Genomic DNA, 26105 nt, shown 5'->3' on the forward strand with positions numbered 1-26105 from the left:
CCATCCGCCGCAACCTGGAGGTGTTGGGCTATGGGGAGTGAGGTCTATCCTAAGAAACCACTTGGCCTATTGGCTGATATCTATGATTCAATGCGAATACCGGTGAAAAAGGCAGATCGAAGACCTGGACCGTATCCATACTATGGAGCTTCTGGCATAGTTGATTACGTAGACTCGTATATTTTCGATGGAGAGTACTTGTTGCTTGCGGAAGATGGAGAAAACTTGCGCTCACGAAATCTGCCCATTGCCTTTATGGCCAGTGGTAAATTTTGGGTGAACAACCATGCACATGTGTTGAAAGGTAATTCGCACAATGATACTCGCTTCCTGTGCTACGCATTGCAGGTAGCTAATGTCGGAAGCTATCTCTCAGGTTCTACGAGGCCAAAGTTGACCCAAGGCGACATGAGGAAAATTCTGTTGCCTTGTCCCCCCCTCCCCGAACAGCGGGCCATCGCCCACATCCTGGGGACGCTGGACGACAAGATCGAGCTGAACCGACGCATGAACGCCACCCTGGAGGCCATGGCCCGGGCCCTGTTCAAGAGCTGGTTCGTGGACTTCGACCCCGTGTGGGAGAATGTGAGGCGGAAGGAAGAAAACGCAAGGGCGCAAGGGCGCGAGGACGCAAAGGGGGAAGAAGAGCTTCGCGCCTTGGCGTCTTCGCGTCTTGGCGTTGAAAAAGAGAACACAAGGGCGCAAGGGCGCAAGGGCGCAACGGAAGACTTGGCCGCCGCCCACCCCGGCGCCCCCTCCCTACCGGAGGAGATCCTGGCGCTGTTCCCCGATGCCTTCGAGGAGTCGGCGTTGGGGTTGATTCCCCAGGGGTGGCGGGTAACACCAATCTTGGAATATGCCGAACGCCTTAGCGGTGGAACTCCAAAGACGAGCGTCCCCGAGTACTGGAACGGAGACATCAAGTGGGTCTCAGCAAAGGACGTGCGCAATGCACATGGGAGCTTCGTCCTTGATACTGAAAAGAAAGTCACTGCTCTTGGAATCGAAAGAAGTAGCGCAAAGATTCTGCCAGCAAATACAACCGTGGTAACTGCGCGTGGAACGGTCGGCAGTTATTGCCTGTTGGCCGAACCTATGTCGATCAATCAAACCAATTACGGACTGAAGTCCAAGCTGGGCTATGGGGACTACTTTGTGTTCTTTACGCTGGCAAATCTTGTTGGCTGGTTACAGCAAAACTCGTATGGAACCATTTTTGACACCATCACAACCAGGACCTTTGAACAGTCCAAAACAGTTTTCCCTGACACTACCTTGATTCGACGCTTTGATGAAGAAGTCGCGCCGTTTATGGAGCGCATGAAGGCCAATTTGTACGAATCCCGCACGCTGGCGGGGCTGCGGGACACGCTGCTGCCCCGGCTCATCTCCGGCGAGCTGCGGGTGGAAGATGCGGAGCAGTTCCTGGCGGAGGCAGGGGTATGAAAAGATTTAACGCAAAGACGCCAGGACGCCAGGGCGGAAAGAAAAAAAATCCTTGCGTCTTCGCGCCATTGCGCCATTGCGTTAGAACAATACTTAACGCAAAGACGCCAGGACGCAATGGCGCAAAGATAAGCAGAAAACCTTGCGCCTTCGCGCCCTTGCGTCATTGCGTTAAATCCTGGAGCTACACATGACCGAAGATGAGATCAGCCGGATAATCGTCCGTTGCGCCATCGAAGTCCATCGCACGCTGGGCGGCCCAGGGCTGCTGGAAAGCGTGTACGAAGAAGCGTTGGCGTGGGAATTGGCCCAGGCCGGTCTCCGAGTAGAACGACAGGTCAGCCTCCCTATTCCCTACAAAGGTCAGACGTTGGCATCGCCCCTCCGTATCGATCTTCTGGTAGATGGCAAGGTGATTGTGGAATGCAAAGCCACGGCAAAGTACAACGAGGTCTTCGAAGCCCAAACACTGACCTATCTCAGGTTGACCGGTCTGAAACTAGGCATGGTGATCAACTTTGGAGAACGTCTGGTCAAAGACGGTATACATCGTGTGGTCAATGGGCTGTAAAAGCTCAACGCAAAGACAGAAAGCCCCTTGCGTCATTGCGCCTTTGCGCCATTGCGTTAAAGAATTCCAACGCAAAGACGCCAGGGCGCAAAGATAAGCTGAAAATCCTTGCGTCTTCGCGCCATTGCGCCTTTGCGTTAGAAAAATACTTAACGCAAAGACGCCAGGACGCCAGGGCGCAAAGCAAAAACACGCCTTGCGCCTTTGCGCCTTTGCGTTAACTTCTGGAGTTCTCATGAACGAAGCCCAACTGGAACAACTCGCCCTGGACTGGCTGGCCGACCTGGGCTGGACCCACGTTTTCGGCCCGGACATCGCGCCGGATGGCCCCACGCCGGAACGCAGCGGCTACGACCAGGTCATCCTGACCGGTCGTCTGCGGGAGGCCCTGGCCCGCATCAACCCCGACCTGCCCCCGGCCGCGCTGGAGGACGCCCTGCGCCAGATCACCCGGCCCGAATCGCCCAGCCTGGTGGAAAACAACCGCCGCTTCCACCGCTTCCTCACCGACGGCGTGGACGTGTCCTACCTCAGGAACGGCCGCGAGGTGCATGAAAAGGCCTGGTTGATCGACGTGGACGACCTGGCCAACAACGATTGGCTGGCCGTGAGCCAGTTCACCGTGATCATCAACAAGAAAAATCGTCGGCCCGACATCCTCCTCTTCGTCAACGGCCTGCCCCTGGTGGATATCGAACTCAAGAACCCGGAGGACGAGAACGCCACCCTGCACCACGCCTATAACCAGATCCAGACCTACAAGGCCCACATTCCCGACCTCTATCACACCAACGAATTGCTGGTCGTGGCCGACGGGCTGGCGGCGCGGGTGGGCGCGCTGACCAGCGGCTGGGACCGCTTCATGCCCTGGCGCACCATCGACGGCACGGACCTTTACCGGGAACCGGGCAACGAGCAGCAGACCGACGGCATCCTGCAGCCGGGCCTGAAAACCGTCATCTACGGCGTTTTCGAGCAGCGGCGCTTCCTGGACCTGATCCACAACTTCGTGGTCTTCGAGGACGACGGCGCCCACATCATCAAAAAAGTGGCCGCCTACCACCAGTTCCACGCCACCAACAAGGCCCTGGCATGTACCCTCTCCGCCTGTGGCATCGACGCCGACCCCCGGCGGCTCCTGGCCCGCTTCCCCCGACTGGATGCGGACAACCCTTTCTCCACCCTGCGGGAGGAACGGTCCCGTTACGGCCCCGACAGCGACCACTTCGGCAGCCGCAAGATCGGCGTGGTCTGGCACACGCAAGGCAGCGGCAAGAGCCTGCTCATGACCTTCTTCGCCGGCAAGGTCATCCGCCACCCGGCCATGGAGAACCCCACCCTGGTGGTCATCACCGACCGCAACGACCTGGACGACCAGCTCTTCGCCACCTTCGCCGCCTGCCGGGACCTGATCCGCCAGACGCCGGTGCAGGCCGAAAGCCGGGAGCACCTGCGCCAACTCCTCACCGTGCCCGCGGGCGGCGTCATCTTCACCACCATCCAGAAGTTCTTTCCCGACGCCAAGGGCGCCCGCTATCCCCAACTCTCCGACCGGCGCAACATCGTGGTCATCGCCGACGAGGCCCACCGCAGCCAGTACGACTTCATCGACGGCTTCGCTCGCCACATGCACGACGCCCTGCCCAACGCTTCCTTCATCGGCTTCACCGGCACCCCCATCGAGCGGGACGACCGCAGCACGCCGGCCGTCTTCGGCGACTACATCGACAAGTACGACATCCTGCGGGCCGTGGAGGACGGGGCCACGGTGCCCATCTACTACGAGAGCCGCCTGGCCAGGCTGGAACTGCGGGAAGAGGAGAAGCCCAGGATCGACCCCGAGTTCGAGGAGATCACCGAGGGCCAGGAGGAAGAAGTGCGCCACCGGCTGCGCACCAAGTGGGCCGCGCTGGAGGCCATGGTGGGCGCGGAGAAGCGCATCGCCCTGGTGGCCCAGGATCTGGTGCAGCACTTCGAGAACCGGCTGGCGATCCTGGACGGCAAGGGCATGATCGTCACCATGAGCCGGCGCATCGCCGTGGAGATGTACAACGCCATCGTCGAGATTCGGCCCGACTGGCACAGCGACGACGACGGCCAGGGTGCCATCAAGGTGGTCATGTCCGGCTCGGCCACGGACCCGCTGGAGTGGCAGCCCCACATCCGCAACAAAGCCGGCCGGGAAGCCCTAGCCCGTCGCTTCAAGGACCCGGACGATCCCCTCAAGCTGGTCATTGTGCGGGACATGTGGCTGACCGGCTTCGACTGCCCGGCCCTGCACACCATGTACGTGGACAAGCCCATGCGCGGCCACGGCCTGATGCAGGCCATCGCCCGGGTCAACCGGGTGTTCAAGGACAAGCCCGGCGGCCTGGTGGTGGATTACCTGGGCCTGGCGGACCAGCTCAAGCGGGCCCTGGCCGACTACACCGAGGCCGGGGGCCGGGGCGATGCGGCCATCGACCAGGAGCAGGCCGTGCTGGTCATGCAGGAGAAGCTGGAGGTGGTGCGGGCCATGTTTCACGGCTTCGACTACCTGTCCCTGCTGGACGCGCCCCCGGAGCGACGCATGGCCGGTGTGGCCGCGGCCATGGACCACATCCTGCAGCTGGAGGATGGCAAGAAGCGCTACCTGGGGGAGGTGACCGCCCTCTCCAAGGCCTTCGCCCTGGCCACGCCCCACGAGGCGGCCCTGGCCGTGCGGGATGAGGTGGGTTTCTTCCAGGCCGTGCGTAGCGGCATCGCCAAGATGGCCGCCACCGGCGAGGGCAAGGCCCCGGACGAGCTGGATTCGGCCATCCGCCAGCTGGTCAGCCGGGCCGTGGCCTCGGATGAGGTGATCGACATCTTCGCCGCGGCCGGCCTGCCCAGACCGGACATCTCCATCCTCTCCGACGAGTTCCTGGCCGAGGTGCGGCAACTACCCCACCGAAACCTGGCCGTGGAATTGCTGCGCAAGCTGATCCAGGACGAAATCAAGGTCCGCTCTCGCAAGAACGTGGTGCAGGCTCGCTCCTTCGCCCAGATGCTGGAGCAGGCCATCCGCCGCTACCAAAACCGGGCCATCGAGGCGGCCCAGGTCATCGAAGAGCTGATCCACCTGGCCAAGGAGATGCAGGCGGCCCAGCACCGGGGCGAGGATCTGGGCCTGAACGAGGACGAGATCGCCTTCTACGACGCCCTGGGGGTGAACGACAGCGCGGTGCAGGTGCTGGGCGATGAAACCCTGAAGCAGATCGCCCAGGAATTGGTGCGGGCCGTGCGTCGCAGCGTGACCATCGACTGGAACCTGCGGGAGAACGCCCGGGCCCAGATGCGGGTGATCGTCAAGCGCATCCTGCGCCGCTATGGCTACCCGCCGGACAAGCAGGAGAAAGCCACCCAGACGGTCCTGGAGCAGGCAGAGGTGCTGTGCCAGGATTGGCTGATGGACGCGTGACTTTCTTCCTGTCAAACCACAACGGCCCCTTCGCCCTGCCCGCCTACCATCACCTGGCCGAAGCTCTGGGCGTCAGCAAACGCACCATCAAGCGAGACATGGCCGCCCTGCGGGCCCAGGAGCCGGACCTGCCCCCGCCCCGGGGTGGGTAAGGGTGCCAGGATTTCGAACAGATCGAAGAGTGCATCCGCAGCCCGTAGGTCACGCATCCCTGCGTGACAGAGGTCCCCGGAACAGCGACACCCGTCCGGCCCGGAGACCGGACCTACGGTGTCGAGGTGTTCTCTGCTTTCTCCACCTACTCAGGTTCTTCTGCTCAGCGCGGTTCGGAGTTCGCGTTGGAAGGCATGATGCCGAGGGAAACGCTCACGGATATCGCGCACCCAGGCATCAGCTGCGTTGATCTCTCCCCGGTGGCTCAGGACTTCAGCGCAGGCCACCGTCAGGTTGGCGGCTTTGTTGTAGCTTTTTCGGTGTTGGTTAGACACAATGGCATCTATCCGTTTGCGGGCCACATCGAGGCACCAGGCGAGATAGGTTGCTTCCTGCCCTGCTTCCAGGCGTAGCTGACTGTTTTCTTCTCCCCCGACCAGATAGTTGGCATAGATCCGGTCCGCTCGTTGGCCCAGTTCGTTCTCCCCTGTCAGGCTATATGTCCATCTATCCAATGTCGTGATTTGCAGATTCCACAGCCAGAGCCTCTCCAGGTTGGGGGACAGGGCCTGACGCGGTTGTCCGGAGAGCAACGCCAGCAGGAAGGAGAGCACCAGCCCCTGATCGCTGCTGGTCCTACTCCAGCCCAACACCTTCTTATCGGCGACAGCCCGATGGGCGGTTGCCCAGTTCCCGGCCAGGAGCCGGGCGTGGGCCAGCAGGGCATCGTCGGGGACGACAGGTCGTTCCAGGTCGTCTAAGTCCAAGGCCGGGTAATAGGGATGCTCTCCAGAGGTGTTCCTGGCCCTGATCTGCTCCATATGCTGAGCGGCTCGCTGCATCCACGTGAAACGTTCCTTTCCGACGGGGAAAACCTCCCACAGATCCAGCAAACGGGCGAGGGTGGGTTTGGCGAGGAATGCCTCCCACCGGCCGGCGCGCAGGCTTTCTGTGTCTTTGAGAACGGACGCGGCGGCACAGAGGTGGTCGGCAATCGCGGCCCGGATGGGAAGGTCGTCGGGGAGGGCTTCCAGTGCCTCACGCGCGGCGACCAGAACCTCTCGGTACTGCCCTGCTTCCTCCAGATCGGTGAACCAGTCCAGGTAGGCGCGGGGGTGGCGACGGCCTTCTGTGCGCGCCAGCCGTTCTAAACCGGCCGTTCCTTCGGTCATACGCACCGCCTCTCGCAGCCAGGCATCGGCCCTGGAGCCGCTCTGGGTGTGCAGGAAGGCGACCCACGCCTTGAAAAATGCCTCTTGGTCGGGCAGGGGATGGGGAGAGATCTGGAGCAGGTCCTCCAGCATCATATGCTGATGGGCGGAAAAGGGGTATTCGCTAAAGCGGCTCATTTCTTCGTACAGGACCGAAGGCCGTCGAGCAAGAGGAGTCACTTCGTACACGGCCCGCAGGTAGCGGGCGACAACCTCTTTCTGATCCAGCCCGGTCAAGTGGAAAAGGGAGAGGCCACGGCCATAATCGTCTTCCGCGTCTAGCAGGTCGAACAGGCGACGGTAGGCCTGATGGGCCAGGGGGAGTTCGCCGTGGTCGAAAGCCAGAGCCGTGCGCTCGAAGAGCAGGGTGACCGGCTCCACAAAGTCGTCATAGGGCCTCGATGAGTCCTCCCCATATTCATACCGCCAGTTGTCCTCCTCCCATTCATCGGCCGAAGCCATTGCTTCCTGGAATTCCAGAAACAGGTCCTCGATGTCATCCAACAGCGCTTCCCAGGGCGTTGCAGGGGTTGGGGAGGAGACCACGCCGGCGCCAAGTTGGGCCAGGAACTCACCGCGGGCGGACGGCGACACGTGTCGGGCCATCCCCCGTAGGATGTCCCGCAGTTCATCGGCTGAGCATTCGGCCAGCCGTTGCTCGACAGCTTCCCAGAAAGTCTTAAGAGAGAGTTTACCGTTCACCGTATAACAACACCTTTCATCATTTTGGCACGTACCGCACGCCCTCAATCCCGGCAAGGTCAACATGCTGCGTCCAGAGTGTGGCATTGTGGGCGCGGGCAGTGGCCAAAATGATGCTGTCTGCCATAGCCAGCTTGTGGGCCTGGGAGATTTGCGCCGCGTTGATGGTAATTTCCTGCGTTAAATCGGCAACGGTTCCCAGCGCCATGACGGCCGTTGCCTGCAAAGCGGCCTCTTCTCCCCGCTGCGCCAAAACACGCTTGAACACCTCATACACACAAATCGTGGGCACAATTAACTGGTCTGTCGCCTGAATCACAGGGACAAAGTGGTGGGCATGGCTGTCGTTGGCAAAGTAAGACAGCCAGCCGGAAGAATCCACCAGGTTCATAACTCCCGTTCATCCTTTTCGCGCTGGGGGGCGGTGTCAATTCCGGCCAGCATGCCCTGTGCCTGTTCAACAGGCGGCACAACCACCAGACGCAGTGTCTGGTTATAGGGGATGAACATGACTTTGCTCCCGGGCTTCAGATTGAATTGATCGCGTATGTGGCGGGGAATAACCACCTGGTATTTAGAAGAGACCGTAGCGACTTGCATGCTTTACAACTCCTTATCCCACAAAGTATATAAAGCGATTGTAGCACATGAAGCCTGATGCGTTCAGCATGGCTGCTCGTGGCTCGTATGGAAACGGTGGATGGTCACGGCAAATTGGGGAGAGGCTTCGGGAGGCCCCAACCGGCTTGATTTTGTCCTCCCGCAGCCAGACACTCGGCATACAGGGCGGCGCTACTTCTAAACCGGGCCGGCGGTCACGAAGACGAGCAATTGCTGGCGGCCATCGTTCTGGGGCATCGGGTTGATGACCGTCATTCTGGGCAGCGTCGCTTCCCTGTTCGTGCGCTATTGTCGGGCCGCGCCGGTGGAGCGGGAGCAGATCAGATCGGGGTTTCTTGGATGTGCGCCCATGCGTCCAGAAACTGGCGCGGCGTGAGGACGGATATGGGGTGGTCTGCCAAGAAGTCGAAATGTTTCACGTTTCCGGTCACAAGAAAGGCCGCATCACCGGCAAGCGCCACTTCCGCAAAAGGCAGATCATTGCCGTCCGGCAGGCTGGCCAGCTCTATTCCGGGGATCGGAGGAGCGATGACATGTCTGCCGGACAGGCGCAAGAAGGTCAGAAAGGAAGCCACGTGTGCAGCGTTGAACTGGAATCGGGGGCGCGCCAGAACATCACGGTACTCGGCAAGAATTCGGTCGTCAAACAAGACCTGGATTTTGCCGGCCAGAACGAGATCGACGATGCGGCCGGGCGTGCTGTGGGCTTTGAGTAGACCCGAAACGAGGACGTTCGTATCCAGCACGACGAGCATACCGTTACGACCGCTCGGCTCGGGCCGCCTGAATCTCGGCGTCGATCTCGTTCATGGTGAGATCCGCCAGCCCCTGCTCCTGGGCGGTCCGCCGTAGCTCCGACACAGCGCGCTGGGCTTTGAGTTGGGTGACAAGGTGGAGGATGTCTTCCAACTCATCCGCTTCCACGTGGATCATGAGTGCGAACGGCGCGCCGTTGTTCGTTACCACCAGCTCGCCGCTCTGCTGCAGGCGCTCTCTCAACACGCGAGGCTGATTGCGCAACATGCGATAGGGAACAAATTGCATGGGTTCATCCTTTTTGTAGCGTTATGTGCTACATTCATTCTACATGCTTAACGACGATTGTCAAGGACAAGGCAATGACTGACTACGACGCCCCTTGGCTTTCGTTTCATGGGGGGCGCCGCCCAGCAAGAACGCATCTGGCGACACGTGCTCAGCGGGCTGGCTCGCCAATTTGACGGGGCAGGGGAAGTCAGTGTACAGAAGGTCTGCGTGGACCCACGGCTGCAGTGGGGCCAGGCCAAGAACATCTGGCACAACGCGGTCATCCGCACTACCCTGGCCCTGCCGGGGCGCTGGGTACGACAGATGCTTGGCCGATGAGCGTTCGTCTCTTTAGGTTTGGGACTGAAGACTGGAGATCGGGCAACCACGACGCAGTGGTCGTCGGCGCAGGACCCAACGGGCTGGCCGCGGCCATCACCCTGGCCCGGGCAGGGCGTTCCGTGTTGGTGATCGAAGCCGGGGAGGACCATCGGCGGGGGTGCCCGCACCGGTGAACTGACCCTGCCCGGCTTCTTCAAGATCGACTACGCGTTGAGGGACCCTGTGTCCTGGATAGCGTCCGAACGGTTCACGTGGACGGCGACATCAATGGCGGCGTCCAGGACATTCGCCAACTGTGGACCCGGCCTGTGCTGCACTGGCCGCCCTACGCCACGCCCCTCCCCGGTGTCTTCCTCTGCTCCTCCTCCACGCCCCCCGGCGGCGGTGTGCACGGCATGTGCGGCTTCCACGCGGCCCGGGCGGCGCTCAGTTGGGAGGTTCAACGTTTATCCTGAAGTTACCTGGCGAGGCCGGGGATTGGCAGAAGGCGCCATCGATGCCTGGAGACCGATTCAGACCTACGACGCCGGCATCACCCCCAACTGCTGCATCAACCCCACCTGGTCGATGATCTCCCAGTGCTCCACCGACTGGCCGTTCTCGAAGCGGTCGATGGCGATGCCGGTGAGGTTGACCGTCTTGCCCGTGGCGGGAATGCCCATCAGCTCGCCCTGGTGAGTGCCGTGGGCGGACCAGCGCGCCACTGTGCGGTCGCCCTCGGCCAGCAGATCCTCGATGTGGACGTGGATGTCCGGGAAGGCGGCGAAGAAGGCCTGGGCAAAGCGCTTGCGCCCCTCGCGCCCCGCCGGCATCCCCGGCGGCAGCGCGTGGTCCACCACCTGGGGCGAGAAATAGCGGTCGAATTCGGCCATATCCTGCCGGTTAAACCCCTGCTCGATGAAGCGACGTACATTCATTTTGAGTGGTTCGCTGGACATGGAAAGTCTCCTTTGGGTTGTCACCTGACGAGGATGTTGTGGGTTGGATAAACCTGGGGCTGGGGCGGCGTGACGCCGTTTTTCGCCAGGACCGGCATCAGCGTCTGGGCAAATTGCTCCAACGCCTCGGGCGAGTCCCACACGTCCACCACCAGCCAGCCGTCGTTCTTGGCCGCGGCGATGTGGTGTTGCCGGGCCGCCGGCGCGCCCAGGCCGGCCTCCTCCAGATCGTGGATGACCCGGTCGTATTGATCCGCCGTCATCCCTGGCACGTCAAAAATCACCATAATGCTCATTGGTTCGCTCCTTTTCTTGTAAAAGATGTTGAGAATGTCGAGAATCGACGTAGCGAATGGCTGCGTCCCCGTTGCGTCATTGCCAAATCATCCGGGAACAACGCCCAATTGCTGCAGCAACGACATCAGGTCGAGCTGTTGCCAGCGTTCGGCGACCTTCCCGTTCCGGAAGTGCAGGATGGTGATGCCCTGGACATCGATGGCGCGTCCGGTGGCAGGGATGCCCTGAAACTCGCCCGCATGGGTTCCGGTCACCCGGTAGCGCATGGCGATTCGATCCCCTTCGGCGACGGTATCCAGCGTTTCGAAGTGGACATCCGGGAAGGCGGCGAAGAAAGCGCGGTAGAACTGCATCGCGCTCTCCACATCAATCGGCTGGGGCGCAAAGCCGTAGAGCACCGCGTCCGGGTGGTAGAGGGTGCGGTAGCTCTCCAGGTCCTGGGCGCTCCAGGCTTTCAAGGCCTGCATGGTACGGGCTACATGAGCGTTCATCGTGGATCCTCCAATGTGGAATGGACAGTTGACTGATAGACACAGGATAGGGCTGATCGGTATCGGCCAGCGGTGGCCCTCCAGGCTGAAGATGGGGGGCTGCTCGTTCAGTTGTATGGATATCGCGTGTCTCTACAGCGCGGACGCTGCGGGCAGAGCCGTCGCCGGTTGATCTTTCGCCGGATGCCGGCGGTTCACCCGCCAGACCCGCCACATCATGCCCGGCTTCATGAGGCTGGTCGGCGGCTCCAGCAGGTTCATCACCTTCAGGAAGGCCCGGCCCACCTCCGGATCGAAGCGGGTGGCCCGGTGGACCGCGGCCACGTAGCGGTTGATCAGGTCGATGCCGGCGGGCTTGGGGCCAGAGGTCTGGGGGAAGCGGAAATCTTCGCCCACGCAGAGCTGCCAGGGGATGTCCACCACCCGGGCTGCAGCCTTGAAGAAGGTGGGCGCCAGCTGCTCTGGGGACAGGCGCCGGGCCAGGATTTGGTCCAGTTCGGCCGCCTGGAGAATCGCAGAGGACATCCCCTGGCCGTAGGTGGGGTTGAAGCTGCTGATGGCGTCCCCCATGACCAGGTAACCCTGGGGAAAGCGCTTCAGCTTTTCGTAGTGGCGGCGCAGGCTGGCCGGGAACTTGTGGGCCACGATCTCCGACAGGGGCTCCGCGCTGCTGACGATGCGCTGGATGTCCGGGTTGGGCAGCGAGCGCACGAAGGCGTTGAACCCCTCTTCATCCGTGGGCGCGTGGTCCCCAGCCCAGCCGCCGACGGATAGAATCCAGCGCTCCCCCTCGATGGGGAAGATGCCGCCGAAACGGCTCTCTTTGGGCGCTTCCGGCGTGGAGAGGATCCAGTCGCCGCCGTTCGGGTCCTGGGGGTCCCGGCGATAGAGGCGGGTAGCGTAGCCCACATCGATCTTGACCTCGCTTTCCGGCGGCGCTTCGTACCCCAGTTGGGTCAGCCACTGGGGCGTGCGGGAGCCGCGGCCGGTGGCGTCCACCACCAGGTCGGCATGGAGGGTCTTACGGGCGGCAGATCCTCCTCGCTCCTCCACCTCCACGCCGATCACCCGAGTCCTGTCCCCGGTGGTCACCACCCCCCTGACCGCCGTGTTGTCCTGAAGGGTGATGTTGGGCCGTGCCAGCGTGCGCCGGCGGACCACATACTCCAGCAGGGGGCGGCTCATGGTGGCCGCGGGCAGGCCCATGCGGAAGCGCAGGCGAAAGCCGCCGTAGCTGAACCAGTGCATGGTCTCTGCCATATCCCCGACCATGGCCCCGTGCTCGGCCAGCTCATCGGCCAGGCCCGGATAGTATTGGTTCAGGGTCTGCAACCCGCTGGCCAGAATGCCGTGCAGGTGGCGGGTCTGGGGCTGTCCTTTGCGGGACTGGGGTTCATCCCAGACTTCGTCCCGTTCCAGCAGGGTCACCTGGTCGAAGTGTTCGCTGAGTACCCGGGCTGCGAGCAGACCGGCCATGCTGGCGCCCAGGACAAGGGCGTGTTTGTTAGGGGTGGTCTGTGGACTCATGAGTTCACCTCCAGAGTGTGGGTCAGAAGAGAAATGTCAGGAAATGGGCGGATCGGTCACCATCTGGTCGGTACGAAAGACGCGCTGGCCGCCGGGCATCAGCGGCACATCGAAGGTGCTGATGATCTGGGCCTTCGCAAAGAATCCCAGAAAGCGGGCCGGGCCGTCGCCGATGTTGCGGAAGTTGTGGGGCATCCTCTCCGGCACCAGGACAAGATCGCCGGCAGCCAGTCGCCGGGTCTCGTCGCCGATTTCGGCCTGCAGGGCGCCAGAGAGGACGATAACCACCTCTTCGGCGCTATCCGTGTGCCGGCCGACCGCAAAGCCCGGCTCCAGCTCGGCCAGGATGACGGCGGAGTCTCGCGCCCCCGTGTCGCCGTAGGAGACAAAAGCCGCCCGATGGCGCAGGCTTGGGTCGTGGTTCGACCAGAAAGTTTCCCCCAGGTCTATGTCGTCAAGAGAGAGCGAGAACAAGGCTGGTCCTCCAGGTTTGCAGGGCGCGGTTTGCTTGGTCAAGGTAGTATGAAAGAGAGGGTGACGATGTCACGCTCTCGATCCTAGTTCTGCCCCGGCGCCGGGATCGCCCCAATCTGTTGCAAGATGCCCAGCAAGTCGGGCACGCCCCAGAGTTCGACGATTTTTCCATTCTCGAAGCGCATCACATTCATGCCGGTGACCTCGATGGCGCTGCCTGTGGGCGGGATGCCCTGGAATTCGCCCGTGTGGGTCCCCCGGATGACCAGCCGATTGGCCACCATGCTCCCTTCCGCCACCTGACCGGCGACCGTGACCTCCAGGTCCGGGAAGCCGGCCCGGAACCCGGCCAGGAGCTGTTTGTACCCTTCCCGGTCCATGGGCGGGAAGCCAGGGAAATGCAGCTGGAACTCTGGTGCAAAGAGTTCATCGATCAGTGCCAGGTTGCCGCCGCTTTCGATCTCCGCTTCCTCCCGCAGGGCCAGCAGCTTGTTGACCGTCTCCTGACTGAAGCGCGGGACAAAAGAGCGGAACTTGCCCTGGTCCAGCACGGCTTCGCCCATGCCGGTGACGGGGTTCACCCCCAAGCTCTGGAAGAAGTCCGAGTAAACGGCGAACCACCAGGTGACCGTGGTCCCGGAGACCTGAATGTTTTCTGATTTAACGCGGAAACCCGGCATGAGCAGCTGAATGAAGCCCCGGATCTCTTCCCTGCCCGTGAACTTCTCCGGACCGCCGGGCAGGGGCGGAACCGGCGTGATCACCGCGTCGTCGGTGAAGAAAGCCAGCACCGCATCCACGTCATGGGCATTCCAGGCCGCGTCGAAGCTTTGAATCGTCGTGGCGTCGCTGCCGGGCAGGACAATGGGCTGGCAGCCGCTAAGGACCAGGGCAAACATCAGGAAGGGGAGGAGGAGAGCGGCGCCTGGGCGCAGGTTCCAGCGGTTGGCGACTCGCGCCTTCCCCGTCAACAGGGTGAGGTACATGGTACGGGCTCCTTTCTTGATATGAGCGTTGATTTGGCTGCACAATGTGGAACAGCGTGCAGAGGCCCAGGGGATACACCTCGATGATGTCCTGAAATACAGGAGTGGTTCACCGGTGCCCCAACGATACGTCGCCAGTCTGTTCACATGACAGGCCATTCTCTGCTCAGATTTTGTTCACTTTTCCTGTTCGCTTTCCAACATCGGACAGCCGTCGGCCCCGTTTGACAGGGCGGCGGGAGATGGCTATACTCACGCCCACAACTGCATACTCCATCGGTGGAGGTGCGCCAGACGCCCGGATGCGTGGCGCACAATGGGGGAAGACCGGTGACGTCCTTTGGACCAGTCCGGCGCTGTCCCGCAACGGTAAGGCCTGCACGGCCAAGCCCGAATACCCGCCTTCACCGTCCGTTCGTGACCACCTTCGTGGAGAGAGGAGGCCGAACGCAAGGGATTGCCCCTTGTGTCTCGCCCGCCTTCTGGCGGCTTTTTTATTGCCGGCGCTTTCTCCCTGGGAGGAGGCGCCATTTTCTTTGTAAGGAGGAAATCATGCGTGAGCCACTCAGCCGATACGTCCGTTCATATGCCCGTTCATTTGTCCGGTTGATTGGGAGCGGGCTTGTGGCCCTGTGGTTGGCCGCCTGCACCGCCACCCTGCCCCCCGCCACCACCCCCCAGCCGGCAGCAAGCCCTGCCGGCTTCCCCGTGACCATCGATAACTGTGGGCTGACCATCTCCTACCCGGCACCCCCCACCCGGGCCGTCACCATGAACCAGGCCGCCACCGAGATCATGCTCTCCCTGGGCCTGGGCGATCACATGGTGGGCACCGCCTACCTGGACGACGCCATTCTTCCCGAGCTGGAGGAAGCCTACCAGGCCATCCCAGTCCTGGCAGACGAGTATCCCTCCCAGGAGGTGCTGCTGGTGGCAGAGCCGGACTTCGTCTACGGTGCCTACCGCAGCGCATTTGGCGACGAGGCCGCGGGGCCCCGGGAGCGCCTGCTGGAGCTGGGCATCCGCTCCTACCTGTCGGTGGCTTCCTGCGAGGATCCGGCCCTGCGCCCGGAACGGGTCACCTTCGAGACGGTCTACGACGAGATCCGGGACATCGGCCGCATCTTCGGCGCGTCCGACCGGGCCGAGGCCCTGGTGGCCGCCATGCAGGCCCGGCTGGACCAGGTAGCGGCTGCCAATGGGCAGGAGACAGAGCCCTTGCGGGTCTTCTGGTTTGACAGCGGAGACGATGAGCCCTTCGCCGGCGCCTGCTGTGGCGCGCCCAACATGATCCTGGAAGCAGCCGGCGCCCAGAACATCTTCGCCGACGCCAGCGGCAGTTGGGCCACAGTAAGCTGGGAAGAGGTCATCGCCCGGGATCCCCAGGCCATTGTGGTCATCGACGCCGAGTGGTCGCCGGCCCAGGAGAAGATCGAGCTGCTGCGCAGCAACCCGGCCTACGCCACCATCACCGCGGTGCAGCAGGAGCGCTTCGTGGTGCTCCCCTTCAGCGCCACCACGTTGGGCGTGCGCAACGCCCAGGCGGTGGTGGACCTGGCCCAGGGGCTCTATCCGGATCGCTTCGCCGCCCACGGGGAGTGAGCCCGGTATGTCAACGACCCTCTCCAGCCCGGCCCGGCCGGTGGGTGCCGGGTACAGCCGGGCTCCCTTCTGGATGCTGCTGGCCACGCTGGCCGGCCTCTTGTTGGCGACCGTCGTCCTGGCCGTGGCCATCGGCCCTGTCTCCATTCCGCCCGGCCTGGTCTGGCAGATGGTGGCCGACCGGCTCCTGGGGGATGGCCTGGGTCCGTGGGATGCGGCCCAGCTCAACATCGTCTGGCTCATCCGGCTGCCCCGGGTTCTGTTGGCGGTGTGTGTGGGCGCGGGGTTGGCCACGGTGGGGGTGGTCATGCAGGCTGTGGTGCGCAACGCCCTGGCCGACCCATACATCCTGGGCGTCTCTGCGGGCGCCTCGGTGGGCGCGGTCTCGGTGCTGGAGTTGGGGTGGTTCGCCTTCGCCGGACTCTACGCCATCTCCCTGGGCGCCTTTGCGGGCGCGCTGCTGACCTTCGGCGTGGTCTTCCTGCTGGCCCAGAGCGGCGGGCGTCTGTCGCCCATCCGCCTGGTTCTGGCTGGCGTGGCCTGCGCCTACATCTTCTCAGGCCTCACCAGCTTCCTGATCCTGACGTCGGACAACCGGGAGCTGGCCCGGTCGGTGCTGGCCTGGCTCCTGGGCAGCCTGGCCGGTGCAGACTGGCCCGATCTCACCTTGCCGGTGGCGGTGTTGCTGGCCGGCTGCGGCTACCTGCAGCTCCGGGCCCGCAGTCTCAACGCGCTGGTCATGGGCGACGAGACCGCGGCCACCCTGGGGGTGGACGTTCACCCCTTTCGGCGGCAGCTCTTCCTGGTGCTCTCGGTGGTCACCGGCGTGATGGTGGCCGTGAGCGGCGCCATCGGCTTTGTGGGCCTGATGGTGCCCCACATGGTGCGCATGGTGGTGGGCAGCGACCACCGGCGGGTGTTGCCCGTGGCGGCCCTGGCCGGCAGCCTCTTCCTCACCTGGGTGGACGTGGTGGCCCGCACCGCCTTTGCCCCGGTGGAGCTGCCGGTGGGGGTGATCACCGCTCTGTTGGGTGGGCCCTTCTTCATCTGGCTCATGCGTACCCGGCGGGACGCCCTGCGGGATGGGCTGTGAGGAGGTGTGCCGTGGACGCTGTGCCCCTGAAGCTCTACGTGGAGGATGTCACCTGGGCTGCCGACGGGCGGCGGATCGTGGACAGCATCCTGCTGGATGTGGCGCCGGGGGAATTCGTGGGCCTGATCGGCCCCAACGGCAGCGGCAAGTCCACCCTGTTGCGCACCATCTACCGGGTGCTGCGGCCGGATGCCGGCCGGGTGAGCCTGGACGGCGAGGATGTCTGGGCCCTGGGCGCGCGGGAAGCAGCCCGGCGCACCGCGGTGGTCGCCCAGGAGCGGGGTAATGACTTCGACCTGACCGTCCACGAGGTGGTGATGCTGGGGCGCCATCCCCACAAAGGGCTTTTGGACCGGGACGGCCCGGCCGACCTGGCCCTGGTGGAAGAAGCCCTGGAACGGGTTCAGATGCAGGCGTTCGCCCACCGGCTCTTCCACACCCTGTCGGGCGGAGAGAAGCAGCGAGTCCTCATCGCCCGGGCCCTGGCCCAGCAGGCCCGGCTGCTGGTGCTGGACGAGCCCACCAACCACCTGGACATCCGCTACCAGATGGAGATCCTGGGCCTGGTCCGGGGGCTGGGGGTGACGGTGCTGGCCGCCCTGCACGACCTGAACCTGGCGGCCCGCTACTGCGACCGGCTCTACCTATTGTCCGGGGGGACGGTGGTGGCTTCGGGACCGCCGGAGCAGGTGCTGACCCCCGGCCTGATCCGGGCGGTGTACGGCGTGGAGGCCCTGGTGGAGCGGCACCCCCAGAGCGGCCTGCTGCAGATCGTCTTCCTGGGGCCGACCACGGAGAGTCTGGCTGGCCAGTAGGTGCGGTATCCCTGCCGCACGAAGGAGGGCCCGTATGGAAACGGGACCTGCAGCCCGGGGCCGGCAAGAAACAATTAGTAGGGGCGGGCCCCCGTGCCCGCCCGCTGGTGCCAGCCGAGGAGGGGTGCCGGTTTGCCGTAGGTGCGGTTTCTAACCGCACGGTGTCGCCAGCCCCAGGCGGGTGAAGGGAGGGCGACGGCTGCGCTGTATGTAGGGGCGAATCATGATTCGCCCTACCGCCTACGACGGGGCGCCCAATTCTGTAGGGGCGGGGCTTGCCCCGCCCGCTGCCGCCCTCGGACATGGATCTCCTGCAGAACCGGCCACGCCCGGCGGGCCGGAGACCCGCCCTACGGATCCGTGGCCCAACCGGGATGGATGGCACCCCGTGCCGTAGGTGCGGTTTCTAACCGCACGGTGTCGCCAGCCCCAGGCGGGTGAAGGGAGGGCGACGGCTGCGCTGTATGTAGGGGCGAATCATGATTCGCCCTACCGCCTACGACGAGACATCCCGTCCTGTAGGGGCCGGCAGGCGACAGTAGCTGAAGGAGTGCACAAAGAATGGATGAAACACAGACGGAGCAGATCCTGCTCATTGGACATGGCAGCCGGGATCAGGCGGCCGTCCACGAATGTCAGGCGTTGGCCGACCGATTAAGCCGGGCTCTACAACGGTCGGTCCAGCTCTGCTTCTTGGAATTCGCCCATCCGCCCATTGTGGAGGGGATCCAGGCCTGTGTGGCGGGTGGCGCGAAGACGGTGGTGGTGTTGCCCCTCTTCCTGGGGCCCGGCGGCCACCAGAAGAACGACGTGCCGGCCATCCTCAACTGGGCTCGCCAGAGATGGCCCCATGTCCAGTTTCGCTATGGCGTACCCCTGGGCGCCCAGTACCCCCTGATCCAGGCCCTGGCCGACCGGGCTGCGGCCTGCCTGGCGCTCGACCCTGGGATCCCCGGTGCTGAGACCGGGCTGCTGGTGGTGGGGCGGGGCAGCCGGGATCCGGACAGCAACGGCGAGGTGGCCCGCGCGGCCCGCCTCCTCTTTGAAGGGCGGGAGGTGGCCTGGGTGGATTACTGCTTCTTCAGCCTGGCCACGCCATCCGTGGCCGAGGGGCTCGAACGATGTAGTCGCCTGGGCGCCCGGCGCGTTGTCGTCCTCCCCTATCTGCTCTTCACCGGGCGAATCTACCGGCAAATCCAACAGCAGGTGGCCACAGCCCAGGAGCGATATCCGGGGATGAGGATTCACTGCGCCTCCTATCTGTGGCCCCATGACGGCGTCCTGGAAGCCCTTGTCCAACGCCATGCTGAAGCGGTGAACGGCACGGCCTCCATGACCTGCGACCTCTGCAAGTATCGGGTGCAGATGGCCGGGTTCGAAGCCGAATTCGGGCTGCCCCAATACTCGGATCACCACCACGGCCTGCGGGGTATTCCCCACGATCACGGCGTAGACCCGCGGCTGGCCCGGCTGCTGCCGCCCCGCTATCGGGCTGGCGAAGCCGTCTCCCCGGCACCCATGGGCGCTGCTCCCCTCCAGTTCGATGAGGAGGGACGGGTGGCCTGGGACCGGATCTGGAGCGACTTCTGCGATCTGGCCCTGGCCGGCGGGCCGCCCCATCGGGGCCAGCTGCTGGAGCCGGTGGATCCAACCGTCTGCACAGCAGATCCGGCCGGCTACGCCCGGGTCCTGGCGGAGCTGGCGCGGGGCCTCCGGCTGGTAACTGGCCTGCCGGTGGTGGAGAGCGCCACGCCCGGCTGGATCGGCCTCCAGTGTGAGAGCGAGGAGATGGCCATCTGGCTGCTGCGGGCCATCGTGGTGGAGAATGTCTTCGCCCGGCGGGAAGGGACGGTGCTCTTTCTGCCCGTCGGCCCCCACTTCCGCCTGGCGGCGGAGATCAAAAATGTGGTCACTGTGGTGGCCAAGACCCATCATTACTGGCAGGAACATATCCAGGCCATGGGAGGCGAGCCAGCGCCATGAGCACCCCCCTGAACGATCCGACAGCCATTACCGTCCGCTCCTTTGCCATCATCCGGCAGGAGCTGGAGCGGCTTGGCCTGGCCTGGGCCGGGCCCGAGGCCGCGGTGGTGGAGCGGATCATCCACAGCACCGCGGACTTCGATTTCGCCACCATCACCCACTTTGCGCCCGGGGCAGTCCAGGCCGGCGCGGCGGCCCTGGGCCGGGGGTGCCCGGTGGTCACCGACGTGAACATGGTCCGGGCGGGCATCAGCGAGTCGCGGCTGCAGGCCCTGGGCGGATCCCTCCACTGTTTCGTGGCCGACCCGGCCTGTGCCACCCGGGCCCGGGCCAGCGGCATCACCCGCAGCGCGGCGGGCATCCGCCTGGCGTGGGAGCAGGGTCTGGTGGACAAGGGACTGGTGGTGATCGGCAACGCGCCCACCGCCCTCTACGAGATCATCCGCCTGGTCGAGCAGGAACAGGCCTGCCCGGCCCTGGTGATTGGCGTGCCCGTGGGCTTCGTGAGCACGGCCGAAAGCAAGGAAGCCCTCACCCGGCTCCGACAGGTGCCCTGGATTGTCACCCAGGGGCGCAAGGGCGGCTCGCCCGTCGCGGTCGCCATCGTCAATGCCCTGCTGCGGCTGGCGGCGAATGTGCCGGCCACGGAGACAGACTGACCCCTGGTCAATCCCGGCAGAAATTCGCCGAGAGTTTCCACCAGAGGTAAGGCCGCCGAATTTCTGTCGTAGTATTTACGCCAGACTGTACTGGGAGGTCCTGGCATGAGCGAGTATCCTGTACCACCCCGGAACCGGACCGGTCAGCGCACCGGCTACACCACCGGCAGCAACGCGGCAGCCGCCGCCAAAGCGGCTACCATCGCCCTCCTCACCGGCCGCTGGCCGGACGAGGTGACCATTACCCTGCCCATCGGCGAGACCGCGACCATGACGCCGGTGGAGTGCCGGCGAACCGACGAGGAAGCCTACTGCTGCATGGTCAAGGACGCCGGCGACGACCCGGACGTGACCCACGGCGCGCTCATCTGCGCCCGGGTGCGCGTGGTAGAGACGCCGGGCATCCACCTGAAGGGAGGGCCGGGCGTGGGGCGGGTCACCCTCCCGGGGTTGGGCCTGGAGGTGGGCGGCCCGGCCATCAACCCGGTGCCCCGCCAACAGATCTGTGCCAACGTCCGGGACGGGGTGGAAGCGGCGGGATGGTCGCCCACCTTCCTGGAGCGGCAGGGGCTGGAGGTGGAGATCAGCGTACCGGCAGGCGAAGAACTGGCCAGACGTACCCTGAATCCTCGCCTGGGCATCGTGGGGGGCATCAGCATTCTGGGCACCACCGGCAAGGTCTACCCCTACAGCACGGCGGCCTGGCGGGCCAGCGTGATCCAGGCGGTGGAGGTGGCCGCGCAAAACCACGTGTCCAAACTGGTTTTGACCACCGGTGGCCGCTCGGAACGCTTCGCCATGCAGCTCTTTCCCGACTTGCCCGAGGTGGCCTTCGTTCAGGTGAGCGTCTTTACTGGCGATGCGTTGAAGACCTGTGTGGCCCAGGGCGTGGCGGCGGCTGCCTTCGTGGGCATGATCGGCAAAATGATCAAGACGGCCCAGGGCCACATGACCACCCACGTGGCGGGGAACCAGGTGGACCTGGCTTTCCTGGCCCAGATCTGTCGGGACGTGGGCGCACCGCCCGGGCTGGCAGAGGCGGTGGAGCAGGCCAACACCGGGCGCCACTTCCTGGAGCTTTGCCAGGCCTGGCAGAACATGGCGCCGGTGGAGCGGGTGGTGGCCCTGGCCCTGGAACAGTGCACGGCCTTCGTTCAAAAACAGGGGGGCGATCTGGCGCTGGAGACCATTCTGGTGGACTTCGACGGCACGGTCCTGGCCCGTGCCCGCCATCACCGCCCACCCCGCCGGACGCCGGCCCGGGATGGAAGCACCCTGGTGCAGCGGCTGGCCGCCGATCCAGGCCACGCCTACGACGACGACAGCCCGCTGGAGGAGGAATCATGAAGCCGATCCTGGTGATCGGGCTGACCACGGCCGGGGCATCCAGCCTGCCGCCGAACCTGCTGGCCCAGATCCAGGCGGCGGACCTGCTGGTGGGCGGGCGCCGTCACCTGTCGTACTTTCCCCAGTTCCAGGGGGAAACCTTCCCCCTGGGCGCAGATATGGACGCGCTGCGGGTGCGCCTGGGTCAGGCCTGGGAGCAGGGCCAGCAGGTTGTCGTGTTGGCATCGGGCGATCCCCTCTGCTACGGCATTGGCAGCACCCTTCGCCGTTTTTTCCCACCCGAGATGTTGCGCTTCGTGCCCGCGCCGAGCGCGTTTCAGCTGGCCTTTGCCGCCCTGGGGGAGCCCTGGCACGACGCGACCCTGGTCAGTGCCCATGGCCGCCCCCTGGACCAGGTGGTGCAGGCAGTCCGGGCCGCGGCCAAGGTCGCCATCCTGACTGATCCGCACCATACGCCGGCGGCCATTGGCCGGGCGCTGCTGGAGGATGGCCTGGATCCGGAGACGGCGGTGGCCGTCTGCGAAAATCTGGGGGGCCCCACGGCCCACGTGGCGCGCATGAGCCTCTCCGGGTTGTGCGGGTATCAGGCCGCGCCCCTGAACGTGGTGGTGGTCTGGAATCCATGGGTCAGGGCTCCGGCTGGAGAGCATGGTGGGGTGAATCGACCTGTGGAAGGCCTGCCGCCAGGGCTGCCTGACAGCGCCTTCCGCACAGAGGGCGGCCAGATCACCAAGCGAGAGGTGCGGCTGCTGAGCCTGGCGGAACTGGCCCTGGGCCCGGGGGAGATCCTGTGGGACATCGGCGCGGGCAGCGGCGCCCTTGCCATCGAAGCGGCCCGGTCGCGCCCTACGGCCACCGTCTACGCGGTGGAGCGTCGGGAGATCCTCTTCCAGCACCTCCAGGAGAACCTGCGCCGCTTCCCTGCGCCGAACTTGCGGGCCTATCGGGGCAGTGCGCCTGAAGCCTGCACATCCTGGCCCGATCCCCACGCCGTCTTCATCGGCGGCAGCGGTGGCCGGCTAGCGGATCTGATCGCCCTGGCCCAGGCGCGGTTGCGGCCAGGCGGCCGGCTGGTCGTCAACCTGGTCACCCTGGATAGCCTGGCCATCGCCCTGACCCTTTTGCCCGCGGCCCAGCTGGTGCAACTTCAGGTCAGCCGGGCCGTGCCGATCCTGGAGACGCTGCGTTTTCAGGCCCTGAACCCAGTTTTCATCCTTACCTGGCGCCAGGGGAGGACCGCCGCCCCGGCCCCGCCTGCTGCCGGGCAGCCACCACAGACAACGGATGGACCGCCATGACGAACGATTCCCTGACGGCTGTGGGCCTGGGGCCCGGCGACCCGGAGCTGTTGACCTTAAAAGGGCTGCGGGCCATCCAGGCGGCGCAGCTCATCTTTGTGCCCCGAAGCCGCGGCCGGGGGCAAAGCCTGGCCCTGCAGGTGGCCAGCCCCCACATCGACCCGGCCCGGCAGACCGTGATTGAACTGCCCCTGCCCATGACCCGGGATGCGGAGGTGCTGGAGTCTGCCTGGCAGGCGGCGGCAGAGACCATCGCGGCCGCATTCCAGGAGCTGCGGGTCCAGGGGGTCGTCGACCGCCGGGGCGTCTATCTGCTGCTGGGGGATCCCCTGCTATACGGCACTTTTCCCTACATCCAGGCGGCGCTGCAGCGCCTCTGCCCGGCCATGGCCGTGGAGATTGTCCCCGGCGTGACCTCCTTCGCGGCCGCGGCGGCCCGGATCCAGCAGCCCCTGAGCGCCATGGCCGGACGGGTGGCCATCCTCCCGGCCAGCCATGAAACGGATGCAGCCGCCCTGAGGGAGATCCTGGCCGCCTTTGAGACCGTGATCTTGTTGAAGGTGGGACCGGTGTTGCCCCAGATGGTGCAGCTTCTGGAGGCGCTGGGCCGGCTGACGGACGCAGTCTACGTGGAGCGAGTCGGCATGCCGGACGAGCGGGTCGTCCTGGATCTGCGTCAACTGCCACCCCAGCCCACCTCCTATTTTTCCCTGATTCTCGTGACCAGGAAGCAGTGAAAGGAAGCGCTGGCCCATGAACGAGTTTTCCATCCAACCCGGCACCGTCTACTTCATCGGCGCGGGGCCGGGCGCGCCCGACCTGATCTCGGTGCGGGGGGCGTCCATCCTGGCCGCGGCGGATCTGATCCTGTACGCGGATAGCCTGGTGGAAGCCAGCATCCTGCGCTGGAGCCGCAATCCCCAGGTGCGCATCGAGCGTTCCTCGGGGTTACACCTGGAACAGATCCTGGCGTTGATGGTGGAAACCGCCCAACGGGGGGGCGTCGTCGCCCGGGTGCACAGCGGCGATCCGGCCCTCTACGGTGCCATCCACGAGCAGATGGCCCACCTGGATGACCTGGCCATTCCCTATGAAATTGTGCCGGGCATCACCGCCGCCTTTGCCGCGGCGGCCCGGCTGAAATGCGAGCTGACCATCCCCGACGTGGTGCAGACGGTGATCTTCACCCGCACGGCCGGGCGCACCGCCATGCCACCCCACGAAGATCTGCGCCACCTGGCCGCTTCCCGGGCTTCCCTGGCCATCTACCTGAGCGTCACCCGCATGGGGCAGGTGGTCGCCGATCTTCGGGCCGGCGGCTATCCGGCCGAAACGCCAGTGGCCGTGCTCCACCGGGTGACCTGGCCCGACGAGAGTTACGTGGTGGGGACGCTGGCCGACATCACCGAGAAGGTGCGGGCGGCCGGCTATACCCGCCAGGCCCTGATCCTGGTCAGCCCGGCCCTGGATCCCGCCCTGAAAAGCCGTGAAGGCCGGACCACCAGCCACCTCTATGACAAGACATATACCCATCGCTTTCGCCGGGCGGTGTCCACTCCTGCCCGGCCGAAGCCGAATGGGCAGGACGCCTCCGCACCAACATCCGCCCCGGAGGCAGGCCGCTCCTCCGGGGCCGTCCTTGCGGTGACCCGGGCCGGCAGCCAGCTGGCCCTTCGCCTGGCCCAGGCACTGGAGGCTGAGCTGGTCGTGCCAGCCCGGTTCGCGCCGCCGGCCCCGGGGCCGGACATCCCCCTGACCGGTTACACCGGCTCTGTGTTGGATGAAGTACGCCGGCGCTGGTCCACCTGTCGCCAGCTGGTGCTGGTCATGCCCACCGGCGTTGCCGTCCGGGCCATCGCCCCCCTCCTGGCAGACAAACGGACAGACCCGGCGGTGGTCTGCCTGGATGAAGCCGGCCGTTCCGTGATCCCGCTGGTGGGAGGGCACAGGGGAGGGGCCAATGGGCTGGCTCGACGCCTGGCTGCGTTGACCGGCGCCCATGCGGCCATTACTACGGCCAGCGACCTGCAGGGAAAACCGGCCCTGGATCTCCTGGGCCTGGAAGAGGGGTGGCGGCTGGAAGGAGAAGAGGCCCTGACCCCTGTGAGCGCCGCCCTGGTGAACGGGGCGCCCATCGGCCTGTTCGTGGAACCGGCCCTGGCCGACGCCACCGCGCCGGTGCTGGCGCCCCTGCGTGGGCTGGGCCAGGTGCAGTCCGTGGCCAGCCTGGCCCAACTGGAGGAAGGGTTGGCCGGTCAACGCCTGGCCGCGGCCGTGATCGTAAGCCATCGCCGACTGGAGCCAGCGGCGCGGCTTTGGCAGGGCCGGGTGGTCGTCTATCGTCCGCCGCTGCTGGTGGCTGGCATCGGCTGTCGCCGCGGGGTGGACGTAGCCGAGCTACAGGAAGCCCTGGAGGCCGCGTGCGCCGACGCCGGTCTGGCCCTCTCGGCGGTGGGGGCCCTGGCCACGGCCTCCATCAAGCAGGAGGAGCCCGGCCTGCATGCCCTGGCCGCGCGGCTTCAGGTGCCCCTGGTGGTCGTTCCCGAAGGGGATCTGGCCGGGCTGGCCCCTGAGGACTTCTCGCCCAGCGCCGCCCAGGAGAAATTCGGGCTGCCCGGTGTGGCCGAGCCCTGTGCCCGGCTGGTGGCGGGCGGCCCCCTGTTGGTGCCCAAGCAGCGTTATAGCCGTTGTACCGTGGCCATCGCGTTGCGCAACTCGCCGCCGTCGCCTTGAGCCGTCAGGGCGGGCCGCCGTGCCCGCCCGCTGCCGCCACATCCCGGCGGGTGAAGGAACGGCGACGGGTGCGCAGCTACGAGCTGCGCCTACAAGAGAGGGCGCCGGTTTGTGGTAGGGGCGGCTCCCAGCCGCCCGATGGTGCCACACACAGGCACGTGAACGGGTACCGACGGCTGCGCAGCTACGAGCTGCGCCTACGAAAGAGCGGCCATGTCCTGTAGGGGCGGGCCGCCGTGCCCGCCCGCTGCCGCCACATCCCGGCGGGTGAAGGAACGGCGACGGGTGCGCAGCTACGAGCTGCGCCTACAAGAGAGGGCGCCGGTTTGTGGTAGGGGCGGCTCCCAGCCG

At 65.1% G+C, this 26105-nt stretch carries 24 protein-coding genes, 2 pseudogenes and 1 riboswitch; of the genes and pseudogenes, 15 read left to right on the forward strand and 11 right to left on the reverse strand.

From position 1 onward, the window contains the following. Positions 1-90 precede the first annotated feature (90 nt). From FKZ61_RS05355 to FKZ61_RS05370, 4 genes are all read left to right on the forward strand, one after another. Positions 91-1446 carry a restriction endonuclease subunit S gene (locus tag FKZ61_RS05355; RefSeq protein ID WP_229964157.1) on the forward strand — a complete coding sequence of 452 codons (1356 nt, stop codon included), beginning with the start codon at positions 91-93 and terminating at the stop codon, positions 1444-1446. Between the two features lie 190 nt (positions 1447-1636). Further along, positions 1637-2017 (forward strand): GxxExxY protein, encoded by a 381-nt coding sequence (locus tag FKZ61_RS05360; protein WP_141609037.1) that lies wholly within the window; start codon positions 1637-1639, stop codon positions 2015-2017. A gap of 235 nt (positions 2018-2252) precedes the next feature. After that, entirely contained in the window at positions 2253-5456 is a 3204-nt protein-coding gene (locus tag FKZ61_RS05365) for a type I restriction endonuclease subunit R (protein WP_141609038.1), read from the forward strand. Beyond that, positions 5453-5608, forward strand: a complete 156-nt coding sequence (locus tag FKZ61_RS05370; RefSeq protein ID WP_229964151.1) for an HTH domain-containing protein — start codon at positions 5453-5455, stop codon at positions 5606-5608. The genes FKZ61_RS05365 and FKZ61_RS05370 overlap by 4 nt, the downstream gene beginning before the upstream one ends. Before the next feature lie 150 nt (positions 5609-5758). Here FKZ61_RS05370 and FKZ61_RS05375 read toward each other — a convergent pair whose 3' ends face one another. The 5 genes from FKZ61_RS05375 to FKZ61_RS05395 all read right to left on the reverse strand — a co-directional run bounded on the left by FKZ61_RS05375 (position 5759) and on the right by FKZ61_RS05395 (position 9187). Further along, positions 5759-7522, reverse strand: a complete 1764-nt coding sequence (locus tag FKZ61_RS05375) for a hypothetical protein (protein ID WP_141609040.1) — start codon at positions 7520-7522, stop codon at positions 5759-5761. Between the two features lie 19 nt (positions 7523-7541). After that, on the reverse strand, positions 7542-7913 hold the full coding sequence (locus FKZ61_RS05380; protein ID WP_141609041.1) for a type II toxin-antitoxin system VapC family toxin: 372 nt from the start codon (positions 7911-7913) through the stop codon (positions 7542-7544). Beyond that, positions 7910-8122 carry an AbrB/MazE/SpoVT family DNA-binding domain-containing protein gene (locus FKZ61_RS05385; RefSeq protein ID WP_141609042.1) on the reverse strand — a complete coding sequence of 71 codons (213 nt, stop codon included), beginning with the start codon at positions 8120-8122 and terminating at the stop codon, positions 7910-7912. Before FKZ61_RS05385 ends, FKZ61_RS05380 begins: the two co-directional genes overlap by 4 nt. Positions 8123-8463: 341 nt before the next feature. Continuing rightward, positions 8464-8898, reverse strand: coding sequence for a putative toxin-antitoxin system toxin component, PIN family (locus FKZ61_RS05390; protein WP_141609043.1), 435 nt, complete (start codon positions 8896-8898; stop codon positions 8464-8466). A gap of 4 nt (positions 8899-8902) precedes the next feature. Further along, a complete protein-coding gene (locus tag FKZ61_RS05395; RefSeq protein ID WP_141609044.1) occupies positions 8903-9187 on the reverse strand; it encodes a type II toxin-antitoxin system Phd/YefM family antitoxin in 285 nt (94 codons plus the stop codon). Positions 9188-9504: 317 nt separating this feature from the next. Here FKZ61_RS05395 and FKZ61_RS05400 point away from each other — a divergent pair. Further along, positions 9505-9703 (forward strand): annotated as a pseudogene (locus FKZ61_RS05400) (FAD-dependent oxidoreductase); the annotation flags it as partial. Positions 9704-9759: 56 nt separating this feature from the next. Further along, positions 9760-9966: pseudogene (locus FKZ61_RS05405) on the forward strand (hypothetical protein); the annotation flags it as partial. Between the two features lie 63 nt (positions 9967-10029). Here FKZ61_RS05405 and FKZ61_RS05410 read toward each other — a convergent pair. The 6 genes from FKZ61_RS05410 to FKZ61_RS05435 all read right to left on the reverse strand — a co-directional run bounded on the left by FKZ61_RS05410 (position 10030) and on the right by FKZ61_RS05435 (position 14224). After that, positions 10030-10449, reverse strand: a complete 420-nt coding sequence (locus tag FKZ61_RS05410; RefSeq protein ID WP_141609046.1) for an ester cyclase — start codon at positions 10447-10449, stop codon at positions 10030-10032. A 20-nt stretch (positions 10450-10469) separates the two neighbouring features. Continuing rightward, the gene (locus FKZ61_RS05415; RefSeq protein ID WP_141609047.1) at positions 10470-10745 is read right to left on the reverse strand and encodes a hypothetical protein; all 276 of its coding nucleotides are present in this window, start codon (positions 10743-10745) and stop codon (positions 10470-10472) included. A gap of 87 nt (positions 10746-10832) precedes the next feature. Beyond that, positions 10833-11237 (reverse strand): ester cyclase, encoded by a 405-nt coding sequence (locus FKZ61_RS05420; RefSeq protein WP_141609048.1) that lies wholly within the window; start codon positions 11235-11237, stop codon positions 10833-10835. Positions 11238-11369: 132 nt separating this feature from the next. Continuing rightward, entirely contained in the window at positions 11370-12764 is a 1395-nt protein-coding gene (locus FKZ61_RS05425) for an FAD-dependent oxidoreductase (RefSeq protein WP_141609049.1), read from the reverse strand. A gap of 36 nt (positions 12765-12800) precedes the next feature. After that, positions 12801-13238, reverse strand: coding sequence for a cupin domain-containing protein (locus FKZ61_RS05430; protein WP_170199304.1), 438 nt, complete (start codon positions 13236-13238; stop codon positions 12801-12803). Positions 13239-13321: 83 nt separating this feature from the next. Beyond that, entirely contained in the window at positions 13322-14224 is a 903-nt protein-coding gene (locus FKZ61_RS05435; RefSeq protein ID WP_170199306.1) for an ester cyclase, read from the reverse strand. Positions 14225-14490: 266 nt separating this feature from the next. Continuing rightward, positions 14491-14644: riboswitch (cobalamin riboswitch) on the forward strand. 204 nt (positions 14645-14848) lie between these two features. Here FKZ61_RS05435 and FKZ61_RS05440 point away from each other — a divergent pair. The 9 genes from FKZ61_RS05440 to cobM all read left to right on the forward strand — a co-directional run bounded on the left by FKZ61_RS05440 (position 14849) and on the right by cobM (position 25754). Next, positions 14849-15826, forward strand: a complete 978-nt coding sequence (locus FKZ61_RS05440) for an ABC transporter substrate-binding protein (protein WP_170199308.1) — start codon at positions 14849-14851, stop codon at positions 15824-15826. Positions 15827-15833: 7 nt separating this feature from the next. Continuing rightward, complete coding sequence (locus FKZ61_RS05445) at positions 15834-16919, forward strand: FecCD family ABC transporter permease (RefSeq protein ID WP_141609053.1); 1086 nt, start codon at positions 15834-15836, stop codon at positions 16917-16919. Positions 16920-16945: 26 nt separating this feature from the next. Beyond that, complete coding sequence (locus tag FKZ61_RS05450; RefSeq protein ID WP_141609075.1) at positions 16946-17734, forward strand: ABC transporter ATP-binding protein; 789 nt, start codon at positions 16946-16948, stop codon at positions 17732-17734. Positions 17735-18295: 561 nt separating this feature from the next. Next, complete coding sequence (locus tag FKZ61_RS05455) at positions 18296-19717, forward strand: sirohydrochlorin chelatase (RefSeq protein WP_141609054.1); 1422 nt, start codon at positions 18296-18298, stop codon at positions 19715-19717. Then, entirely contained in the window at positions 19714-20376 is a 663-nt protein-coding gene (locus FKZ61_RS05460) for a precorrin-8X methylmutase (RefSeq protein WP_141609055.1), read from the forward strand. The genes FKZ61_RS05455 and FKZ61_RS05460 overlap by 4 nt, the downstream gene beginning before the upstream one ends. Positions 20377-20481: 105 nt before the next feature. Further along, positions 20482-21723: a cobalt-precorrin-5B (C(1))-methyltransferase gene (locus tag FKZ61_RS05465; RefSeq protein WP_141609056.1), complete on the forward strand. Its 1242-nt coding sequence runs from the start codon at positions 20482-20484 to the stop codon at positions 21721-21723. Next, a complete protein-coding gene (gene cbiE / locus FKZ61_RS05470) occupies positions 21720-23021 on the forward strand; it encodes a precorrin-6y C5,15-methyltransferase (decarboxylating) subunit CbiE (protein WP_141609057.1) in 1302 nt (433 codons plus the stop codon). Before FKZ61_RS05465 ends, cbiE begins: the two co-directional genes overlap by 4 nt. Beyond that, positions 23018-23758 carry a precorrin-2 C(20)-methyltransferase gene (gene cobI / locus FKZ61_RS05475; protein ID WP_141609058.1) on the forward strand — a complete coding sequence of 247 codons (741 nt, stop codon included), beginning with the start codon at positions 23018-23020 and terminating at the stop codon, positions 23756-23758. Before cbiE ends, cobI begins: the two co-directional genes overlap by 4 nt. 16 nt (positions 23759-23774) lie before the next feature. Then, positions 23775-25754, forward strand: a complete 1980-nt coding sequence (cobM, locus tag FKZ61_RS05480) for a precorrin-4 C(11)-methyltransferase (protein ID WP_141609059.1) — start codon at positions 23775-23777, stop codon at positions 25752-25754. Positions 25755-26105: the final 351 nt, after the last annotated feature.

Origin of the sequence: Litorilinea aerophila, assembly GCF_006569185.2 — a bacterium.
Classification (GTDB): domain Bacteria; phylum Chloroflexota; class Anaerolineae; order Caldilineales; family Caldilineaceae; genus Litorilinea; species Litorilinea aerophila.

What these genes read in the sequence shown, in the direction of transcription:
- cbiE (WP_141609057.1), top strand. Translation starts at nt 21,720, where the DNA reads ATGAAGCCGATCCTGGTGATCGGGCTGACCACGGCCGGGGCATCCAGC.
- FKZ61_RS05410 (WP_141609046.1), bottom strand. Translation starts at nt 10,449, where the DNA reads ATGTCCAGCGAACCACTCAAAATGAATGTACGTCGCTTCATCGAGCAG.
- FKZ61_RS05365 (WP_141609038.1), top strand. Translation starts at nt 2,253, where the DNA reads ATGAACGAAGCCCAACTGGAACAACTCGCCCTGGACTGGCTGGCCGAC.
- FKZ61_RS05460 (WP_141609055.1), top strand. Translation starts at nt 19,714, where the DNA reads ATGAGCACCCCCCTGAACGATCCGACAGCCATTACCGTCCGCTCCTTT.
- FKZ61_RS05415 (WP_141609047.1), bottom strand. Translation starts at nt 10,745, where the DNA reads ATGAGCATTATGGTGATTTTTGACGTGCCAGGGATGACGGCGGATCAA.
- FKZ61_RS05435 (WP_170199306.1), bottom strand. Translation starts at nt 14,224, where the DNA reads ATGTACCTCACCCTGTTGACGGGGAAGGCGCGAGTCGCCAACCGCTGG.
- FKZ61_RS05355 (WP_229964157.1), top strand. Translation starts at nt 91, where the DNA reads ATGCGAATACCGGTGAAAAAGGCAGATCGAAGACCTGGACCGTATCCA.
- FKZ61_RS05390 (WP_141609043.1), bottom strand. Translation starts at nt 8,898, where the DNA reads ATGCTCGTCGTGCTGGATACGAACGTCCTCGTTTCGGGTCTACTCAAA.
- cobM (WP_141609059.1), top strand. Translation starts at nt 23,775, where the DNA reads ATGAACGAGTTTTCCATCCAACCCGGCACCGTCTACTTCATCGGCGCG.
- FKZ61_RS05380 (WP_141609041.1), bottom strand. Translation starts at nt 7,913, where the DNA reads ATGAACCTGGTGGATTCTTCCGGCTGGCTGTCTTACTTTGCCAACGAC.
- FKZ61_RS05445 (WP_141609053.1), top strand. Translation starts at nt 15,834, where the DNA reads ATGTCAACGACCCTCTCCAGCCCGGCCCGGCCGGTGGGTGCCGGGTAC.
- FKZ61_RS05465 (WP_141609056.1), top strand. Translation starts at nt 20,482, where the DNA reads ATGAGCGAGTATCCTGTACCACCCCGGAACCGGACCGGTCAGCGCACC.
- FKZ61_RS05425 (WP_141609049.1), bottom strand. Translation starts at nt 12,764, where the DNA reads ATGAGTCCACAGACCACCCCTAACAAACACGCCCTTGTCCTGGGCGCC.
- FKZ61_RS05385 (WP_141609042.1), bottom strand. Translation starts at nt 8,122, where the DNA reads ATGCAAGTCGCTACGGTCTCTTCTAAATACCAGGTGGTTATTCCCCGC.
- FKZ61_RS05360 (WP_141609037.1), top strand. Translation starts at nt 1,637, where the DNA reads ATGACCGAAGATGAGATCAGCCGGATAATCGTCCGTTGCGCCATCGAA.
- FKZ61_RS05455 (WP_141609054.1), top strand. Translation starts at nt 18,296, where the DNA reads ATGGATGAAACACAGACGGAGCAGATCCTGCTCATTGGACATGGCAGC.
- FKZ61_RS05420 (WP_141609048.1), bottom strand. Translation starts at nt 11,237, where the DNA reads ATGAACGCTCATGTAGCCCGTACCATGCAGGCCTTGAAAGCCTGGAGC.
- cobI (WP_141609058.1), top strand. Translation starts at nt 23,018, where the DNA reads ATGACGAACGATTCCCTGACGGCTGTGGGCCTGGGGCCCGGCGACCCG.
- FKZ61_RS05395 (WP_141609044.1), bottom strand. Translation starts at nt 9,187, where the DNA reads ATGCAATTTGTTCCCTATCGCATGTTGCGCAATCAGCCTCGCGTGTTG.